The organism is Luteimonas viscosa, assembly GCF_008244685.1.
Lineage (GTDB): Bacteria > Pseudomonadota > Gammaproteobacteria > Xanthomonadales > Xanthomonadaceae > Luteimonas > Luteimonas viscosa.
Genome location: NZ_VTFT01000002.1, coordinates 298,548 through 316,856, shown reverse-complemented (window position 1 = coordinate 316,856; position 18,309 = coordinate 298,548). Strand labels below are relative to the sequence as shown.

Annotated in this window: 12 protein-coding genes and 1 pseudogene; 7 read left to right on the top strand and 6 right to left on the bottom strand. The window is 69.6% G+C overall.

The genetic code is table 11. The annotated features are described in order from the left end of the window. Positions 1-75: 75 nt before the first annotated feature. The 5 genes from kynU (at position 76) to FZO89_RS16005 (ending at position 5,615) form a co-directional block, all read left to right on the top strand. Positions 76-1,371, top strand: coding sequence for a kynureninase (kynU, locus tag FZO89_RS16025; protein ID WP_149104425.1), 1,296 nt, complete (start codon positions 76-78; stop codon positions 1,369-1,371). Next, entirely contained in the window at positions 1,368-2,726 is a 1,359-nt protein-coding gene (locus FZO89_RS16020; protein ID WP_149104424.1) for an FAD-dependent oxidoreductase, read from the top strand. The genes kynU and FZO89_RS16020 overlap by 4 nt, the downstream gene beginning before the upstream one ends. A 125-nt stretch (positions 2,727-2,851) precedes the next feature. After that, positions 2,852-4,342, top strand: a complete 1,491-nt coding sequence (gene sbcB, locus FZO89_RS16015) for an exodeoxyribonuclease I (RefSeq protein ID WP_149104423.1) — start codon at positions 2,852-2,854, stop codon at positions 4,340-4,342. Between the two features lie 43 nt (positions 4,343-4,385). Beyond that, on the top strand, positions 4,386-5,072 hold the full coding sequence (locus FZO89_RS16010; protein ID WP_149104422.1) for a DUF2461 domain-containing protein: 687 nt from the start codon (positions 4,386-4,388) through the stop codon (positions 5,070-5,072). A gap of 3 nt (positions 5,073-5,075) precedes the next feature. Continuing rightward, on the top strand, positions 5,076-5,615 hold the full coding sequence (locus FZO89_RS16005; RefSeq protein ID WP_149104421.1) for a DUF2939 domain-containing protein: 540 nt from the start codon (positions 5,076-5,078) through the stop codon (positions 5,613-5,615). A gap of 241 nt (positions 5,616-5,856) precedes the next feature. On the opposite strand, the gene FZO89_RS16000 is transcribed toward FZO89_RS16005, so the two are convergent. Continuing rightward, complete coding sequence (locus FZO89_RS16000; RefSeq protein WP_149104420.1) at positions 5,857-6,762, bottom strand: S41 family peptidase; 906 nt, start codon at positions 6,760-6,762, stop codon at positions 5,857-5,859. Positions 6,763-6,811: 49 nt separating this feature from the next. Here FZO89_RS16000 and FZO89_RS15995 point away from each other — a divergent pair, with 49 nt between their 5' ends. After that, positions 6,812-7,294: a MarR family winged helix-turn-helix transcriptional regulator gene (locus tag FZO89_RS15995; protein ID WP_149104663.1), complete on the top strand. Its 483-nt coding sequence runs from the start codon at positions 6,812-6,814 to the stop codon at positions 7,292-7,294. A gap of 111 nt (positions 7,295-7,405) precedes the next feature. Here FZO89_RS15995 and FZO89_RS15990 read toward each other — a convergent pair whose 3' ends face one another. From FZO89_RS15990 to FZO89_RS15970, 5 genes are all read right to left on the bottom strand, one after another. Then, complete coding sequence (locus FZO89_RS15990) at positions 7,406-8,179, bottom strand: glutathione S-transferase family protein (RefSeq protein ID WP_187471226.1); 774 nt, start codon at positions 8,177-8,179, stop codon at positions 7,406-7,408. A 420-nt stretch (positions 8,180-8,599) separates the two neighbouring features. Then, positions 8,600-9,514, bottom strand: coding sequence for a 5'-nucleotidase (locus FZO89_RS15985; RefSeq protein ID WP_149104418.1), 915 nt, complete (start codon positions 9,512-9,514; stop codon positions 8,600-8,602). Between the two features lie 186 nt (positions 9,515-9,700). After that, the gene (locus FZO89_RS15980) at positions 9,701-10,471 is read right to left on the bottom strand and encodes an NAD kinase (protein ID WP_149104417.1); all 771 of its coding nucleotides are present in this window, start codon (positions 10,469-10,471) and stop codon (positions 9,701-9,703) included. 368 nt (positions 10,472-10,839) lie between these two features. Then, positions 10,840-15,840: an NAD-glutamate dehydrogenase gene (locus tag FZO89_RS15975; protein WP_149104416.1), complete on the bottom strand. Its 5,001-nt coding sequence runs from the start codon at positions 15,838-15,840 to the stop codon at positions 10,840-10,842. A 163-nt stretch (positions 15,841-16,003) separates the two neighbouring features. Continuing rightward, on the bottom strand, positions 16,004-17,152 hold the full coding sequence (locus tag FZO89_RS15970) for an acyl-CoA dehydrogenase family protein (RefSeq protein ID WP_149104415.1): 1,149 nt from the start codon (positions 17,150-17,152) through the stop codon (positions 16,004-16,006). A gap of 169 nt (positions 17,153-17,321) precedes the next feature. On the opposite strand from FZO89_RS15970, the pseudogene FZO89_RS15965 reads away from it, so the two are divergent. Further along, a pseudogene (locus FZO89_RS15965) lies at positions 17,322-18,248 on the top strand (ArsR/SmtB family transcription factor); the annotation flags it as partial. Between the last annotated feature and the right edge of the window lie 61 nt (positions 18,249-18,309).

The following is an 18,309-nucleotide window of genomic DNA, read 5'->3' as shown; positions in this document are numbered from 1 at the left end:
CCGCGCGGTGCGCCCGGTCGCAGGCGGGTGTCCGGGCGGCGTGTTCGCGCCTGAAGGCGCTCATACAATGACGCCATGACCGCCGACCTGTACTCCGCCGACCACGCCCGCGCGCTGGATTCCGCCGATCCGCTCGCCGGATTCCGTGCCGAGTTCCTGCTTCCGCGCCACGATGGGCACGAACAGGCCTACTTCTGCGGCAACTCGCTCGGGCTGCAACCCAAAGGCGCGCGCGCCCACGTCGAGGAAGTGCTCGACAAGTGGGCGGCCGAAGCGGTCGAGGGCCATTTCACCGGTCAGGCGCAGTGGATGCCCTACCACGAACTGGTGCGCGATCCGCTGGCGGACGTGGTCGGCGCGCAACCTTCGGAAGTGGTGGCGATGAATTCGCTGACCGCCAACCTGCACCTGATGATGGTGAGCTTCTACCAGCCGACGATCGAGCGCACCGCGATCCTGGTCGAGGCCGGCAGCTTTCCGTCCGACCGCTATGCGGTCGAGTCGCAGTTGAAGTACCGGGGGCTGCCCCCCGGGCACACGCTGATCGAGGTGGAACCGGACAACGCCGACGGCACGTTCTCGATGGAGGCGATCGAGCGCGCGATCCGTGCCGACGGCAAGCGCCTGGCGCTGGTGCTGTGGCCGGGCGTGCAGTACCGCACGGGACAGGCCTTCGACCTGAAGGAGATCGCTCGCATCGGGCACGAGGTCGGTGCGATCGTCGGCTTCGACCTTGCGCACGCGGTCGGCAACCTGCCGCTGCAACTGCACGACAGCGGTGCCGACTTCGCGGTGTGGTGCCACTACAAGTACATGAACGCGGGGCCCGGCGCAGTCGCCGGCTGCTTCGTGCACGAGCGCCACGCGCGCACGCATCGCCCGCGTTTCGCCGGCTGGTGGGGCCACGAGCAGGCCAGCCGGTTCCGCATGGGGCCGGAGTTCGTGCCCACGCCCGGGGCCGACGGCTGGCAGCTCAGCAACCCGCCGATCCTCGCGCTCGCCCCGCTGCGGGCTTCTCTGGACCTGTTCGCGCGCGCCGGCATGGATGCGCTGCGTGCGAAGTCCGAAAGCCTCACCGGTTATCTCGAAGCGCTGATCGACCTGCGCCTGCGCGACACGCTGCAGATCATCACCCCGCGCGACCCGTCGCAGCGCGGCTGCCAGCTCTCGCTGCGCGTCACCGGAGGGTGCGGTCTGTCGGGCCGGGATGCCGGCCGCGCGCTGTTCGAAACCCTCGGCGGGCAGGGTATCGTCGGCGACTGGCGGGAGCCGGACGTGATCCGAATCTCGCCGGCCCCGCTCTACAACACGCACGCCGACGTGCTGCGCTTCGCGCGTGCGGTGGAGCAGTGGAGGAGCGCAGGCGCATGAGCGACGGTCGTACCATCACCATCATCGGCGCCGGACTCGCCGGCAGCCTGCTCGCGACCCTGCTCGCCCGGCGTGGCTGGCCGGTGGAGGTGTTCGAGCGGCGCGGCGATCCGCGCGTGCACGGGTACGCCGGCGGTCGCTCGATCAACCTGGCGCTGGCCGAGCGCGGCCTGCACGCCCTGCGGCAGGCGGAGGCCGACCCCGGCGTGATGCGCCAGGCGGTGATGATGCGCGGGCGCATGGTGCACCCGCTGCATGGCGAGCCCGAGCTGCAACGCTACGGCCGCGACGACAGCGAGGTGATCTGGTCGATCAACCGCGGCGAGCTCAACATCGTGCTGATCGAGGCGGCGGAGGCCGCGGGCGCGACCCTGCATTTCGATCGCCGGCTGGAGGAGGTCGACTTCGCCGCCGGCACGATGCGCGTGCTCGGCGACGGCCATGACCAGCGTCGCGGCTTCGATACCCTGGTCGGCGCCGACGGCGCGGGCTCCACCCTGCGCGCGCAGATGATGCGGGTGAACGACCTTGGCGAACGGACCGAGTGGCTCGACCACGGCTACAAGGAACTCGAGATCCCGCCCGGCGCCAACGGCAGCTTCCGCATCGAACCCAATGCGTTGCACATCTGGCCTCGCGGCCACTACATGTGCATCGCCCTGCCGAACGACGAGCGCACCTTCACCGTCACCCTGTTCATGCCGCACGAAGGCGCGTACCCCAGCTTCGCCACCGTGCCCGATGGCGATGCCGCGCGCATCCTGTTCAAGGAGCAGTTCGCCGACGCGGTGCCGCTGATCCCCCGGCTGGAGGACGATTTCGAGGCCAATCCCACCGGGACGCTCGGTACGCTCTATCTCGATCGCTGGCACCTCGATGGCAAGGCGGTGCTGGTCGGCGACGCCGCGCACGCGATGGTGCCTTTCCACGGCCAGGGCATGAACTGTGCGTTCGAGGACTGCGTTGCGCTTGCCGACCAGCTGCGGCCGGACGCGGATTTCGCCACCGCCTACGCCGCCTTCGCCGCCGAGCGCATGCCCAACGCCGCCGCCATCCAGCACATGGCGCTGGAGAACTACATCGAGATGCGAGACCGCGTCGACGATCGCGACTACCGCCTGCAGCGTGCCCTGGAACTGCTGCTGCAGGAACGCCACCCGGGCCGCTTCGTCCCGCATTACGCGATGGTCAGTTTCATGCGCATTCCCTACGCGACCGCCCTGGCGCGAGGCGAGGTGCAGCGCGACATCCTGCAGCGCGCCACCGACGGCATCGAGACGCTCGATGCGGTCGACTGGGCCGCGCTCGATGCCGAGATCGCCGCGCGCCTGGCCCCGTTGCCACCGGTCCCGTAGGCCGCCTCGGGCGCGCCCTCGCGCCGTGCTGGCGTCACCCGGGCCGGTTGGGCCGCGGACGCCCATTTCCCGCCGGTGGCGGACGGGAGGCTGGTGGCCGCCGACGCCGCTCTTACAATGGGGGCATGGGCGCCAGCTTCCTGTTCTACGACCTCGAAACCTTCGGCGCGGATCCGCGTCGCTCGCGCATCGCCCAGTTCGCCGCGATCCGCACCGACGAGGCGCTCGAGGAGATCGACGAGCCGGTCGACTTCCTGGTGCGCCCGGCCGACGACCTGCTGCCCTCGCCGGATGCGTCGATGGTCACCGGCCTGTCGCCGCAGCATGCGCTGGCGAAGGGCGTGCCGGAGGCAGAGGCGTTCTCGCGCATCTTCGACGAGATGTCGCGGCCGCAGACCTGCACGCTCGGCTACAACTCGCTGCGTTTCGACGACGAGTTCGTCCGCTTCGGCCTGTACCGCAACTTCTTCGACGCCTACGAACGCGAATGGCGCGGCGGCAATTCACGCTGGGACCTGCTCGACGTGATGCGGCTGGCGCATGCGCTGCGCCCGGACGGGATCGCCTGGCCCGCGCGCGAGGACGGCAAGGGGACCTCGTTCAAGCTCGAACACCTCGCCGCCGCGAACGGCGTGCGCGTGGGCGATGCGCACGAGGCGCTCTCCGACGTGCGCGCGCTGATCGGCCTCGCGAGGCGCTTCCGTCAGAGCCAGCCGCGGTTGTGGACCTATGCCCTGCAACTGCGCGACAAGCGCTTCGCCGCCGGCCTGGTCGATACGGTGGCGATGACGCCGTTGCTGCACGTGTCGCAGCGCTACCCTGCCAGCCGCCTCTGTGCGGCGCCGGTACTGCCGCTTGCGCGTCATCCGCGGTTCGACACGCGGGTGATCGTGTTCGACCTCGACAGCGAGCCCGACGCCCTGCTCGACCTGGACGCGGAGACCATCGCCGCGCGACTGTACCTGCGCGCGGATGCGCTGCCGGAAGGCGAAAGCCGGGTCGCGCTCAAGGAAGTCCACCTCAACCGCTGCCCGGCGCTGGTGCGCTGGGACCACCTGCGCGAAGAGGACCTGGCACGGCTGGCGATCGAACCCGCGCGGATCGAACAGCGCGCCTCGCGACTGCGCGCCGCCGGGCCCGCGCTCGCGGAGAAGCTGCGCCGGGTATACGCGGTCGAGCGCGAACTCCCCCCCGGCGACGCCGACGGTGCGCTCTACGACGGCTTCCTGCCCGATGGCGACAAGCGGCTGTTCGCGCAGGTCCGCTCCACATCGCCCGCGCAACTGGGCGCGCGGCAATTCGGCTTCCGTGACCCGCGCCTGGTCGAACTGCTGTTCCGTTACCGCGCACGCAACTGGCCCGACAGCCTGGACCAGGGCGAACGCGCGCGCTGGGACGACTACCGCCGCGCACGACTCGCCGAAGGCAGCGGCCTGTCCGAGCTGGGGTTCACGCAGTATTTCCAGCGGATCGCGACACTGCGGGCCGAACATGCGGCCGACGCCAGCCGCCTGCAACTGCTCGACCAGCTCCAGGACTGGGGCACCGGACTCGCCCACGGCCTGGGCGGCATCGCGCCGGATGCCGGCACCGAAGAGCCCCGTCCTCCCGCCTGACCGCAGGCGCCGCCGCCGACCACCAACCCCCTTCTATCACTGCATGACCACGTACTTCACCGAAAAGAGCCTGAAATTCCTGCGCGCCCTCGCCCGCCACAACGAGCGCGCGTGGTTCCAGGACCATCGCGACGACTACGAGAACCACGTGCGCGAGCCGTTCCGGCGACTGCTGGACGACCTGCAGGCGCCGCTGGCCAGGGTGAGCACGCATTACCGCGCCGATCCCGCGAAAGTCGGCGGTTCGCTGTTCCGCATCCACCGCGACACGCGCTTCGCCAACGACAAGACGCCGTACAAGGGCTGGCAGGGCGCGCGCCTGTTCCACGAGCGCAGCCGGCAGGTGCCGGCGCCCTCGTTCTACCTGCACCTGCAGCCGGGCAACTGTTTCATGGGCGGCGGCATCTGGCACCCGGAGCTGCCGGTGCAGCGCCGGATCCGCCAGTTCATCTTCGACAATCCGGGCGGCTGGAAGGCCGCGGCGCACGCGCCTGCGTTCCGGCGACGGTTCGACCTCGACGCCGAGGACATGCTGGTGCGACCCCCGCGCGGCTTCCCCGCAGACTTCGAGTACATCGACGACCTGCGCCACCGCAACTTCGTCGCCTGGCGCGCGATCGAGGACAACGTGATGGTCGGCCCGAGGCTGCTCGCGACCCTGGAGAAGGACCTGCAGGCGCTGGCGCCGTTCATGGACTATCTTTGCGCGGCGCTCGACCTGGAGTTCTGAGCCATGCGCAAGTGGATCGCCCTCGCCGTGCTGATGCTCGCCGCCGTGCTGGCGTATGCCGCGGCGGGCCCGTACCTGACGATCCACGCGATCGGCAAGGCGGTGCGCGAGGAGAACGCAGGGGCGCTGGCAAAGCACGTCGACTTCCCGCCGCTGCGCGCGAGCCTCAAGGCGCAGCTCGGCGACCGGCTGGTGCGCGGCGTGGGCATCGACGCGCAATCCGGGCTGCTCGGCGCGCTCGGCATGACCGTGGCCAACGAACTGGCCGGCGGCGCGGTCGAGCTGATGGTCACGCCCTACGGCCTGGGCGCACTGATGGAGGGCCGCAAGGTGTGGAACCGCGCCAGCGGCACGCCGCCGCCGCGCAGGGGCGAGCGCGAAGCACTCCGGCCCGACCCTCTGCGGGACGCCGAACGTCGCTACGAGTCGACCTCACGCTTCACAGCCACCATCCATACTGGTGATGGCGCGCCAGTGGTGTTCGTCTTGACCCGCAACGGGGTGCGCTGGAAGCTCTCGGACATCCGCCTGCCGCCGCCCTGATCCCGCACGCCCGGCGCCCCCGATCCCGTACGCGTTTCTCGCGGATTCCGGGCTTGAAGCTCACCGGCCAGGGTGCGGTTCCGGACAATGCGCGGGTGAACCGGTCGGCCCCATGGGCAATGACCGGAGCGCGCACGGCCGCGTCGTTTCCGCGTCCATCGACGGGTCCGGGTGCGGACTCCCGCCAGGCCGGCCCGTTGCCGCTGCATGACCCACGGCATCGCCGGTTCGCGTGCGATCATCATTGCTTCGCCGCGGCGAGCGTCATGCGGGCAATGAAGAGGGGATCGTCCCCACCGGGGACATCCGGACGGACGCCGAGCTTCTCCCAGCTTGCCCCGCTGACCCTGTTGACAGGCCGGGCGTAGGGAATCGAGATGCGGTAGCCGCCTGATAGCTGCACGGGCTCGCCGAGCAGGCTGGCCGCGCCGCCGGTCCGGCTTCCCACGACTTTCGCCCGGCCCAGCACCTGCAGAGAATAGGCGACGAACTCCGCCGCCGAACCCGTCCTGCGATCCACCAGCACCACCAGCGGACGCGTGAACGCCTCGAGTTCGCGCCGAGGAAGCGGGCTGTCGCTGACTGTGCCGCGTTGCTCGATGCGCTGGACCTGCGAGACCTCGTCGGCAAGGAACGTGCGAACGAGCTGTTCCGCCGTGCCCGCGTCGCCTCCACCGTTCTGGCGCAGGTCCAGGATCAGCCCGCCGCTGTCCGCAAGCAGGGAGAACGCAGCCTGGATCTTGGCGCCCGCCACGTCCCACGGGTAGAACGTCGACAGTCGCAGGTAGCCGACGTTTCCCTCGAGGACCCGCACTTCGCGCACGCCCGCGTTCGCCTTCCCGGCATCGGCGCGCCATGCCATCAGCCAGTCCTGCGGATCGCCGGCCTGGCCGGGGGCTTCGACATGGAAGTGCCCGTCATACGCATCCAGATCGGCGTTGAGTTGTTCGACGAACGATGCAGGGACCTCGCAAGTATCGACATAGCGCCCGCTGTCCGCCCACTGGGACAGGGCCTGCGCGATATGGCGGCCCCGCCCCGGGTCCACGTACGTCTCCTGGACCGCTGCGGCGGCGTCGCGCAGGACGCTCTCCTGCGACGGGCAGCCGGCCGCGAGCACGGCCCCCAGAACGATCGCGAATACCATGGCCACCTCCGGCTTGATAATATGTAAGCGCTTATATATCATCGCGACGATGGATCGACAAGCGACATTGGGCACCCTGCTGCGTGCCCTGCTCGATCAACTCGACCCCGCGGTCGAGCGAGCCTATGCCGACCTTGGCCTTCATTTCCGCCCGCGCTTCACGCCGGTCGTACGGGTGCTGCGCGACGCCGGTCCGGTCCGGATCAAGGAAGTCGCCGAGCGCTGCGGATTGAGCCATTCCGCCCTCAGCCAGACGGTTTCGGCGATGGTGGCGGAAGGCTGGATCAAGGTGGCCCAGGGCGCGGATGCCCGCGAAAGGGTCCTGCGGCTGACGGCAAAGGCAAACAGGGCACTGCCGCTGCTGGAAGCACAGTGGCAGGCCACTGCGCAGGCCGCACGGAGCCTCAGCGGAGATGTCGGCGTATCGCTCGAGGACACGCTCGCAACCGCGCTGCGGGCATTGCAGCAACGGTCCTTCGATGAACGGATCCGCGAAGCCGTCGGTGCGCGGATTCCGCGCAGGGTCGACTAGGCGCGGCCGCGACGCATCCAGACGTCTGCCGGAACCGGGACCAGGCGCCGGACGTCGCACAGGTGCACCGTGGCGATGGCTGCCTCGGGTCTCCGCCAGCGGCGCCGTGATTCATCGGTCCACATCGGCAACCGGGGACGGCAGCGCCCTGTGTCGATGGTAGAGCGTATCGCGCCAGGCGATCACCGATGCCGATTCCTCCGCGAGTCCGGGCCAGGTCCAGACAATGCGGGTCGCCGGTCCCAGGGCGATGAATGAAGAATCCACGGGTTGGACGAACTGAAACGCGCTCGCGGCGGCGATGTCGGCAAAGCTGAAGCGATCGTCCACCAGGAACATGCGCCCGCGCAGCGCGGCCTCCAGTTGCCGGATCACCGAGCGCGCGGTTTCGAGCGCAGCGGCGGGCTCATAAGTCGCTGCGTACTTCTTTTCGAGCCGACGCACCGCCAGCGACCCGACAGCGGCGACGACGGGATGGAGCCAGTCCGGTGTCCGGACAGGAGCGGCCTCCAGTATCGACGCGCTTCCGGTCTTCAAGCCTGCAAGCACACGCGCCCTGCCAAGCTGCATCAGGGGTTCGATGCGCGAGCACCACGCCAGCACTTCGTCGGCGGTGGCGGCAGGCAAGAGCCTGGGCATGGAGCCCTTGCTGTCGGCGTAATGCGCGATCGCAACGGAATCCCTGAGCCTCACCGGGCCATCAACCAGGAGCGGGACCGAGACGGCGCCCGTGGCCTTGCGCGCGGCCGCCCTGAGCCTCAGGTCGCCCAGCAACGGGGTGTGTTCGACGAGCGAGTAGCGCAGGCGATGGTGGTCCATTGCCCAGCGGGCACGCTCCGACCATGGCGCGAAGTGCTCGGAGTACAGCATGGGGATCGTATGCATGCCATTCCATGAAAATGCGGTTCCGGCAATGCCCTGCCTGCCTCGGCGGCATCTGCCTCGAGTCGGCAGGGGCGTGGCCCGGGTTCGTGAACACCATCGCATCGGGACGCGGGGCGACCGGGGAAACGCCGCCCCGTCCTCGATGACGAATGAACGGCGGGGCGGTCCTGCGATTGCCGCCATGCGGAGCGGCACCGGACGACGACGTCATCCACCGGCAGTCTGCGGCCGATTGCTGGCGACGAGGCAGGACGCGCATGTTTCGCCGTTCCCGATGCCATTCAACCAGATTCGCCGCGTCCGCGATGTGCGTCGTCGGGCATCCCGGTTGGCCAGCACGTGGTTCGGCCGATACCGCCGCTACGCACCAGCGGACCCCGGCTCCGGGCCACGGAAGGTCCCGGGTCCCGCGCGATCCCGCTAGTCGTTCGATACCCCGTGTGGCACGTGGCCCGCGAGTACGTGCTGGCGGGCGCTGTCGATGTTGTGCGCCGAATCGTCGAAGAAGATGTCGGCGCCGAAGGCCTCGAGGAACGGTCCCTTGGCGCGGCCGCCGAGGAACAGGGCCTCGTCCAGGCGCACGCCCCATTCGCGCAGGGTGCGGATCACGCGTTCGTGCGCGGGCGCGGAGCGCGCGGTGACCAGGGCGGTGCGGATCGGGGCAGCTTCGCCAACGGGAAACGCGGCCTGGAGGTCATGAAGGGCCGAGAGGAAGGCGCGGAAGGGGCCGCCGGAGAGCGGTTCGCGGGCGCGCTCGATCTCGTGGCGGTGGAAGGCGTCGATGCCACCCTCGCGCGAGACGCGCTCGCCTTCGTCGCCGAAGATCACCGCATCGCCGTCGAAGGCGATGCGGATCTGCTCGCTGGCCATGGTGCCGGGCTTGGCGCGGTCCGGAAGGATGGTGGCGGCGGCGACGCCGTTGGCCAGTGCCTGGCGCACGGACTCGGGGTTGGCGGACAGGAACAGCTGCGCGCCGAACGGGCGGATGTACGGCCAGGTGGGTTCGCCCGAAGTGAAGGTGGCGCGCGAGATCGGCAGCTTGTGGTGCTGGATCGAGTTGAAGATGCGCAGACCGGTATCGGCGGAGTTTCGCGAGAGCAGGATCACCTCGACCCGCGGCGCTTCGGCGGGCGCGGCGATGTTGAGCGCCAGCAGCTTGCGCACCAGCGAGAAGGCGATGCCGGGTTCCAGCACATCGTCCTCGTGGGTGCGCTGGTACTCGGAATAGGGCTCGATGCCCTCGCGTTCGAACAGCGCGTGGCTGTCCTCGAGGTCGAACAGCGCGCGCGAGGAAATCGCGATGGTGAGGACCGCGACGGGTTCTTTGCCGGACATGCGGGGATTATGCATTCGTTGGCGTGTACCCGGGGTGCGATGGCTTCGGCCTGCCCCCCATCCGCCTCCGGCACCTTCCACCCGTGAAGGGCGCAATGCCCCGCCGATCGGGGGAAGGGAAAGGCGAGCCCCTGTCCGCCTTCGGTACCTGCCCCGCGAGCGGGGAAGGGAAAAGCCGGGCGGGCCTCAGGCCTCGAACTGCTCGCTGAGGATGCGTTCCTCGAGGTTGTGCTCGGGATCGAACAGCATGGTGACCGTGCGCTCGCGCGACTCGCGGATCATCACTTCGACCACGTCGCGCACCTCGTGCGAGTCGGCGGTGGCGCTGACCGGTCGCTTGAACGGATCGAGCACCCGGAAGCGCACTTCAGTGTCCCCCTTGAGCAGGGCGCCGCGCCAGCGCCGGGGGCGGAACGCGGCGATCGGCGTCAGCGCGACCACGTTCGCGCCCAGCGGCAGGATCGGGCCATGCGCGGAGTAGTTGTAGGCGGTGCTGCCTGCGGCGGTGGCCACCATCACGCCATCGGCGATCAGCTCGTCCAGGCGCGGCTTGCCGTTGAGCTCGATCGACAGGTGCGCGGCCTGACGGGTCTGCCGCAGCAGCGAGACTTCGTTGTAGGCCAGCGAACCCACGGTGGCACCGGATTCGGTCTGCGCGATCATCTCCAGCGGATGCAGCACCGCCGGCTCGGCCGCGTGGATCCGCTCGAGCAGGTCGTCCTCGCGATGCTGGTTCATCAGGAAGCCGACCGTGCCCAGCTTCATGCCGAACACCGGCCGGGCGAGGCTGCCGTAGCGGTGCAGGGTCTGCAGCATGAATCCGTCGCCACCCAGTGCGCACAGCACGTCCGCCTCCTCGGGCTGGCACTGGCCGTGGCGCGTGGTCAGCGCGGCAAGCGCCTCCTGGGCGTCGTCGATCTGGCTGGCGAGGAAGGCGATGCGTGGCGTGGTGCTCATCCGCTGATCCTGCTCGGTCGACGTTGGAGCATAACCCGAGCGCCGTCGTCACCGCGTGGCAGCAGGCTCCCTGGACCGCCGTGCAGCGCATCGTCCGCGATCGTCGACTACCGCTTCCATGCGCGATGCAGGGTGGCGTCGCGTCCGGAATGACGGGCACGGGGGTGCAGTTGCGACGAGGATCCCAGCGCACACGGTCGCCGCTCCCTGCGCGTGGGGATCCGGGGTCGTCCGTTTCCGCGCGGGACCCGGGTCGTCCGTTCCCGCGCGGGAGCCGGCCGGGCAGCCCTCGGCCGCGGCCGAAGGCCTGGCGACGGGAGCCGCATCGGACGTTGCCGGCCGCGACATGGCCGCGGCCGGCGTGGACGTCAGCCGCGCTGCGCCAGCTGCGACAGGCGCTGCACCGCGACCGATACGGTCGGATAGTCCAGGATCTTCTGCGCCGCGAGTTCGGTCAGCATCGCCAGGGTGAAACGCAGCGTGGAATCGTCGCGCTCCAGCCAGTGGCGCACCTTGTCCTCCGCGCTGTCGCCCGGCATCGCCAGCACCTGGCCGACGATGATCCGCTGTTGCGCGGCGAGTTCCTCGCGCAGCACGCCGCGCGCGACCGCGTGCCAGCGGCCGTCGACCTGCAACGCGTCGATCTGTTCGGCCAGCCACGGCACGCGCAACGCCTCGCCGACGCGGAAATACAGCCTGGCCACGTCCACCGGGCGCCGCTTGCGCTCGCTCGCCAGCTCGATGATGTCGGCGCTGGTTTCCAGATACGGCAGCGCGGCGAGCTGGCCGGCCAAGTCCGCCGGCACGCCCTGGCCGAGCCAGTCTGCCAGGCTGGCCTCGTACGCGGGGCGCTGCGAATCGGGCAGGATGTTCTCGCCCGCGCGGATGTCGCGGAAACCATCGTGGTAGCGATTCACCGCGGTGGTGATGTCCGGGATCGCGCCGGGGCGCGACAGCAGCCAGCGCGTGAACGAGCGCTGCAGGTTCCAGATCACCAGCAACGCGTCGATCTGCACCGATTCGGGGACCTTGCCGTCGAGCGCGTCGATCTCCACCCACAGCGCGCGCGCCTCCAGCGTCTCGCGGGTGATGGTGAAGGCCTTGGCGACGTCGCCGATGCTGCGGCCGCTGTCTTCCTGCATGCGCAGCAGGAAGGTGGCGCCCATGCGGTTGATCATGGTGTTGGTCACCGCCGTGGCGATGATCTCGCGCTTGAGCCGGTGCTGCTCCATCGCCTGCGCGTACTTCTTCTGCAGCGGCTTCGGGAAGTAGCGCTGCAGTTCCTTGGACAGGTACGGGTCCTCCGGCACGTCGGAGCGCAGCAGCTCGTCGAACGCGACCAGCTTGGAGTACGACAGCAGCACCGCCAGCTCGGGCCGGGTGAGGCCCTGGCCGCGGGCCTTGCGCTCGGCGATCTCGGCATCCGAGGGCAGGTACTCGATCTGGCGGTCGAGGAGCCCGCGCTGCTCGAGCGTGCGGATGAAGTGCTGCTTGGAGCCCAGGCGGGAGACGCTCATCCGCTCCATCAGGCTGATCGCCTGGTTCTGGCGGTAGTTGTCCCACAGCACCAGCTGCGCGACCTCGTCGGTCATCGAGGCGAGCAGCCTGTTGCGCGCCTCCATCTTCAGTTTGCCGTCCTGCACCTGGGCGTTGAGCAGGATCTTGATGTTGACCTCGTGGTCGGAGGTGTCGACGCCCGCGGAGTTGTCGATGAAGTCGGTGTTGAGGAGCACGCCGTGCTGGGCCGCCTCGATCCGCCCGAGCTGGGTCAGGCCGAGGTTGCCGCCCTCGCCCACCATCCGGCAGCGCAGGTCGCGGCCGTCGACCCGGATCGCGTTGTTGGCGCGGTCGCCGACGTCGGCATGCTGTTCGCGGCTGGACTTGACATAGGTGCCGATGCCGCCGTTCCACAACAGGTCCACCGGGGCGCGCAGGATCGCCGACAGCAGCTCGTTGGGCGCCATCGCCGTGGTGCCCTCGGGCAGGCCGAGCGCGTCGCATGCCTCGGGCGAAAGCGGAATCGACTTGAGCGTACGCGGGTACACCCCGCCCCCCTTCGAGATCAGGGCGGTGTCGTAGTCAGCCCAGCTCGAACGCGGCAGCTGGAACATCCGCTCGCGCTCTGCGTAGGAACGGGCGGCATCGGGCTGCGGATCGATGAAGATGTGGCGGTGGTCGAACGCGGCCACCAGGCGGATGTGCCTGGACAGCAGCATGCCGTTGCCGAACACGTCGCCGGACATGTCGCCGATGCCCACGCAGGTGAAGTCCTGCGCCTGCGAATCGTGGCCCAGGGCGCGGAAGTGGCGCTTGACCGACTCCCAGGCGCCGCGCGCGGTGATGCCCATGCCCTTGTGGTCGTAGCCGACCGAGCCGCCGGAGGCGAACGCGTCCGCCAGCCAGAAGCCGTAGTCGGCGGAGATGCCGTTGGCGATGTCGGAGAACGTGGCGGTGCCCTTGTCGGCGGCGACCACCAGGTACGGGTCGTCCTGGTCGTGGCGCACGACGTCGGCCGGCGGCACGATGCGGCCGTCGACGATGTTGTCGGTGACGTCGAGCAGGCCGCTGATGAACAGCCGGTAGCAGGCCACGCCCTCGGCGAACAGCGCGTCGCGGTCGCCGCCGGCCGGCGGACGCTTGACGATGAAGCCGCCCTTCGAGCCCACCGGGACGATCACCGTGTTCTTCACCATCTGCGCCTTGACCAGGCCCAGCACCTCGGTGCGGAAGTCCTCGCGCCGGTCGGACCAGCGCAGGCCGCCGCGCGCGACCGCGCCGAAGCGCAGGTGGATGCCTTCGACCCGCGGGCCGTAGACGAAGATCTCGCGGTACGGGCGCGGCTTCGGCAATTCCGGCACCCGGGCCGAATCGAACTTGAACGCGATCGTCTCCTTGAAGCCGCCGTCGGCGCCGCGCTGGTAGTAGCTGGTGCGCAGGGTCGCATCGATCACGCCCATGAAGCTGCGCAGGATGCGGTCCTCGTCGAGGCTCGAGACGTTGTCGAGCAGTGCCTTGAGCGCCTTGCGCGTGGTCTCGTAGCGCACGTCGCGTTCGTCGCGACGGGCGTCGATCACCGGCTGCAGCAGCGCCATCGCCGACCTGTCGCCGGCGGTGAGTGCCTGCAGTTGCCCTGCGAAAGCGTCGATCTCCCGTTCGAGCTCCTCCCTGCGGCGGTCGCCGGGATCGAAGCGTGCCTCGAACAGCTCCACCAGCAGGCGGGCGATCAGCGGGTTGCCCGCGAACGTTTCCTCGACGTAGCTCTGCGAGAACGGCACCCCGACCTGCTGCAGGTAGCGTGCGTAGCCACGCAGCAGCGCGACCTGGCGCCAGCGCAGCGACGCGCCGAGGATCAGCCGGTTGAGGCCGTCGTTCTCGGCATCGCCACGCCACAGGCGCTCGAAGGCTTCGCCGAAACCGGCGCCGGCGCGCTCGACATCGAGCCCGACCACGCCCGATTCGACCTCGAAGTCCTGGATGTACACCGGCGCGCCGTCGACCTCGATCCGGTAGGGATGCTCGGTGATCACCCGCAAGCCGAGATTCTCCATCATCGGCAGCGCGTCCGACAACGGGATGTCGCCGCGCTGGCGATAAAGCTTGAAGCGCAGTGCACCTTCTCCCGGAAGCGCATGCGGCGACTGCTGCAGGCTCAGCTGCAGGTCGTCGACATCGCGCAGCGCGGCCAGGCGCTCGACGTCGGTCGCCGCGATCGCCGGGGTCGCGTTCTCGATGTAGCCCGCCGGCAGGGCGCGGCCGTAGCGGCCTGCGAGCGCCAGGCCGTGCTCCTCGCCGTGGCGCGCCACCAGCTCGTCGCGCAGGTCGTCCTGCCAGTTGCGGACGATGACCGCCAGCTCGCGCTCGAGCTGGGCCTGGTCCACCTCGAACTTCTCGCCGCCGCGCGGACGCACGATCAGGTGCACCTGCGCCAGCGGCGACTCGCCGATCAGCACGCTGGCGTCGACGTGGTCGGCATGCAGCGTCCGCCGCAGCATCGCCTCCACCCGCCTGCGCACCTCGGTGTTGAAGCGGTCGCGCGGGATGTAGACCAGCACCGAATAGAAGCGGCCGTAGCGGTCGCGGCGCAGGAACAGCCTGCTGCGCACGCGCTCCTGCAGGCCGAGCACGCCGGTCCCGAGGCGGTAGAGTTCCTCGGCGCTGGACTGGAACAGTTCGTCGCGCGGCAGGGTTTCGAGGATGTGCTTGAGCGCCTTGCCGCTATGGCCGGTCGGCTTGAGCCCCGATTCGCTCATCACGTGTTCGTAGCGCTCGCGCACCAGCGGGATGTCCCAGGGGCGGCGCTTGTAGGCGCCCGAGGTGTACAGCCCGAGGAAACGCTGCTCCGACACCGCGCGCCCCTTGTTGTCGAAGCCGAGCACGCCGATGTAGTCCATGTAGCCGGGGCGGTGCACGGTCGAACGCGCATTGGTCTTGGTCAGCACCAGCGATTCGGCCAGCCCGTCGTGGCTCATCCGGTGCGCGGCCAGCGACTTCAGCGGCCGCCCCTTGCCCGTGCCGTTGCCGCGCAGCAATCCCAGTCCGCTGCCCTCGACCGGTGCCAGCAGTTCCTCGCCGCCCTGCCTGCGCACCTGGTATTCGCGGTAGCCGAAGAAGGTGAAATGGTCGTTCGCGGCCCAGCGCAGGAATTCCTGCGCCTCGCGACGTTCGGCATCGGTCACCGGCAGGCGACGGCTGGCGAGATCGGCGGCGACCTGCTGCATCTTCTCGCGCATCGCGCTCCAGTCGGCGACGATCGCGCGCACGTCCGCCAGCACCTGGCCGATCGCGGACTCGATCGCGGCCATGCCCTCGGCGGTCTGGCGGTCGATCTCCAGGTGCATCACCGATTCGGTCTCGCCCTCGCCCACCGCCACCAGCCGGCCGGCGCGGTCGCGCGCGACCTGGATGACCGGATGGCCGAGCACGTGCAGGCCGATGCCCCGCTCGGCCAGCGCCATCGTCGCCGAGTCCACGAGGAAGGGCATGTCGTCGTTGACGACCTGCAGCACGGTGTGCGGCGATTCCCAGCCGTGGGACTTGCGGTTCGGGTTAAACAGGCGCACCAGCGCGGTACCGGGCTTGCGCCTGCGCATGAACTCGAGCAGGTCGGTCGCCAGCGCCGCCCAGCCCTCGGCGTCGTGCATCGGCAGCTCGTCCTCGGTCATGCGCCGGTAGAACGCGCTGGCGAAGGCGCCGGCATCGTCCTGCGCGGCCTTGCCGCTGCGCCTGCGGATCGCGGCGAAGATGGGTTCGAGCACGCTGGGGGTCACGGCCGCAGCGGACGTGGCGCGCCTGCGCGAGGCAGGCTGTCCGGCGGCGGTCTTGGCGGCGGGCTTGGCGGTCTTGGCCTTGCCGGGTTTCGCGGGTGTCATGGGGAACGGGCTCCGGATGGAGTAAGGCCCGCGTTCTCACGCGGGCCAGGATGGCGGGCGTCCGCCGCGGGGCGTACGCAGGAGTGGGAACGGGGAGAAGGGGCGCCTCCCGCATCGGGATCGACGGCGCACCTGCACGGTCGGCGGGCAGACACGGGCAGCCTCAGCGCAAGCCGGTCTCGCTGCGGGCGATCACCAGCCGCTGGATCTCGCTGGTGCCCTCGTAGATCTCGGTGATCTTGGCGTCGCGGAAATAGCGCTCGATCGGCATTTCCTTCGAGTAGCCCATGCCGCCGTGGATCTGCACCGCCTGGTGGGCGATCCACATCGCCGCCTCGGACGCGGTGAGCTTGGCGATTGCGGCCTCGGCCGAGTACTTGCGGCCCTGGCCCTTGAGCCAGGCCGCACGCAGCGTCAGCAGCAAGGAGGCGTCGAGCTTGCACTTCATGTCGGCGATCTTGGCCTGGGTCATCTGGAATGCGCCGATCGGCTGGCCGAAGGCCTTGCGCTCCTTCACGTAGGCCAGCGTCGCCTCGTAGGCGGCGCGGGCGATGCCGATGGCCTGCGAGGCGATGCCGATGCGGCCGGCATCGAGCACGCCCATGGCGATCCTGAAGCCCTCGCCTTCCTTGCCCAGCACGTCCTCGGCGCGCGCCACGTAGTCGTTGAACTCGATCTCGCAGGTGGCCGAGGCGCGGATGCCGAGCTTGGGTTCGGTCTTGCCGCGATGGAAACCCTCGCGCGTGGTGTCGACCAGGAACGCGGTGACGCCGCGCGCGCCCTTGTCCGGCTCGGTCATCGCGAACAGCACGATGTACTTCGCCACCGGCCCGGAGGTGATCCAGCTCTTCTTGCCGTTGACGACGAAGTTGCCGTCGTCCTGCTTCATCGCGCGGCAACGCATGGCCGTGGCATCGGAGCCCGACTGCGGCTCGGTCAGCGCGAACGCGCCGATCTCCGCGCCCTCGGCGATCGCGCGCACGTATCGCTGTTTCTGCTCCTCGCTGCCGTGGGTCAGGATGCCGTTGCAGAACAGCGAGTTGTTGACCGACATGATGGTCGAATGCGCGGCGTCTCCGGCGGCGATCTCCACCATCGCCAGCACGTAGGCGACCGGATCCATGCCGGCGCCGCCGTATTCGACCGGCACCTCGATGCCCATCAGGCCGTTCTCGCCCAGCAGGCGGATGTTCTCGAGCGGAAATTCGCCGGTGCGGTCGTGGTGCTCGGCGCTGGGCGCGATCTTCTCCTGCGCGATGCGCCGCGCGACGTCCTGGATCATCAACTGCTCTTCGCTGAACCCGAACTCCACGGCGACCTCTATCGTTTCCGGAGAAACCTTATTGTAGCCCGCGACCTGTCGCGAACCCTACCGGACACCTTCATGTCGCGTCGTGCAAGCCGACCGTCGGAACAGGCATCGGGTTGACGCGCCGGCGCCGCGAGCCCAAAATATCTCTATATCGCGATATGGAGATATTATGGACCTCGAAGCCTGGTCCGCCCGGCTCAAGGTGCTGGCCGACCCGACGCGCGTACGCCTGCTGGCGCTGCTCGAAGGAGAGGAACTGACCGTCGCGGAGCTCTCCGCGATCACCCGCCTGGCCCAGCCGCGCGTCTCCACCCACCTGGCCAAGCTCAAGGAGGCGGGCCTGGTGCGCGACCGCCGGGCCGGGGTCTCGGCCTACTACCGCTTCGACGACGACTCCCTCGACCCGGCGCAGCGCGCCCTGTGGCAGGCCCTGTCCACCGGCAGCGACGATCCGCTGCTGCGGCAGGATGGGGAGCGCGTCGCCGGGGTGCTGGCGATGCGCGCGGCCGACCAGAACTGGGCGGATTCGGTCGCCGGCGACATGGAACGCCACTACTCGCCCGGCCGCACCTGGGAGGCGCTCGCGCGCAGCGCGCTGCCGCTGCTCGACACCGGCGACGTGCTCGACATCGCCTCGGGCGACGGCGTGCTGGCCGAACTGCTGGCGCCGCACGCGCACCGTTACGTCTGCGTGGACAGCAGCAAGCGCGTGGTGGCCGCCGCGGCCGAGCGCCTGCGCAAGTTCCGCAACGTCGAGGTGCGCGAGGGCGACATGCACGCGCTGCCGTTCGGCGACGGCGAGTTCGACCTGGTGGTGCTGATGCACGCGCTCACCTACGCCGACAAGCCGGCCCAGGCGGTGGCCGAGGCCGCGCGCGTGCTGCGCCCCGGCGGCCGGCTGCTGCTGTCGAGCCTGGCGCGGCACGAGCACCAGAACGTGGTCCAGGCCTATGGCCACGCCAACCTGGGCTTCGCCGACAAGGACCTGCGCCGCTTCGTCTCGCGCGCGGGACTGGAACTGGTCAACGCCGAGACCGTCACCCGCGAGAAGCGCCCGCCGCACTTCGAGGTGATCTCGATGATCGCCCGCAAGCCGTAGGGCGGGCCCTAGCCCGTCCCCTGCATGCGTATGCGCCCCAATCCCCTTCTCTTGTGAA

Excerpts from the sequence above, each read along its gene's own strand:
- FZO89_RS16005 (WP_149104421.1), top strand. The coding sequence starts at position 5,076 with ATGCGCAAGTGGATCGCCCTCGCCGTGCTGATGCTCGCCGCCGTGCTG.
- kynU (WP_149104425.1), top strand. The coding sequence starts at position 76 with ATGACCGCCGACCTGTACTCCGCCGACCACGCCCGCGCGCTGGATTCC.
- FZO89_RS15985 (WP_149104418.1), bottom strand. The coding sequence starts at position 9,514 with ATGTCCGGCAAAGAACCCGTCGCGGTCCTCACCATCGCGATTTCCTCG.
- FZO89_RS16020 (WP_149104424.1), top strand. The coding sequence starts at position 1,368 with ATGAGCGACGGTCGTACCATCACCATCATCGGCGCCGGACTCGCCGGC.
- FZO89_RS15995 (WP_149104663.1), top strand. The coding sequence starts at position 6,812 with ATGGATCGACAAGCGACATTGGGCACCCTGCTGCGTGCCCTGCTCGAT.
- sbcB (WP_149104423.1), top strand. The coding sequence starts at position 2,852 with ATGGGCGCCAGCTTCCTGTTCTACGACCTCGAAACCTTCGGCGCGGAT.
- FZO89_RS15990 (WP_187471226.1), bottom strand. The coding sequence starts at position 8,179 with ATGCATACGATCCCCATGCTGTACTCCGAGCACTTCGCGCCATGGTCG.
- FZO89_RS15975 (WP_149104416.1), bottom strand. The coding sequence starts at position 15,840 with ATGACACCCGCGAAACCCGGCAAGGCCAAGACCGCCAAGCCCGCCGCC.
- FZO89_RS16010 (WP_149104422.1), top strand. The coding sequence starts at position 4,386 with ATGACCACGTACTTCACCGAAAAGAGCCTGAAATTCCTGCGCGCCCTC.
- FZO89_RS15980 (WP_149104417.1), bottom strand. The coding sequence starts at position 10,471 with ATGAGCACCACGCCACGCATCGCCTTCCTCGCCAGCCAGATCGACGAC.
- FZO89_RS16000 (WP_149104420.1), bottom strand. The coding sequence starts at position 6,762 with ATGGTATTCGCGATCGTTCTGGGGGCCGTGCTCGCGGCCGGCTGCCCG.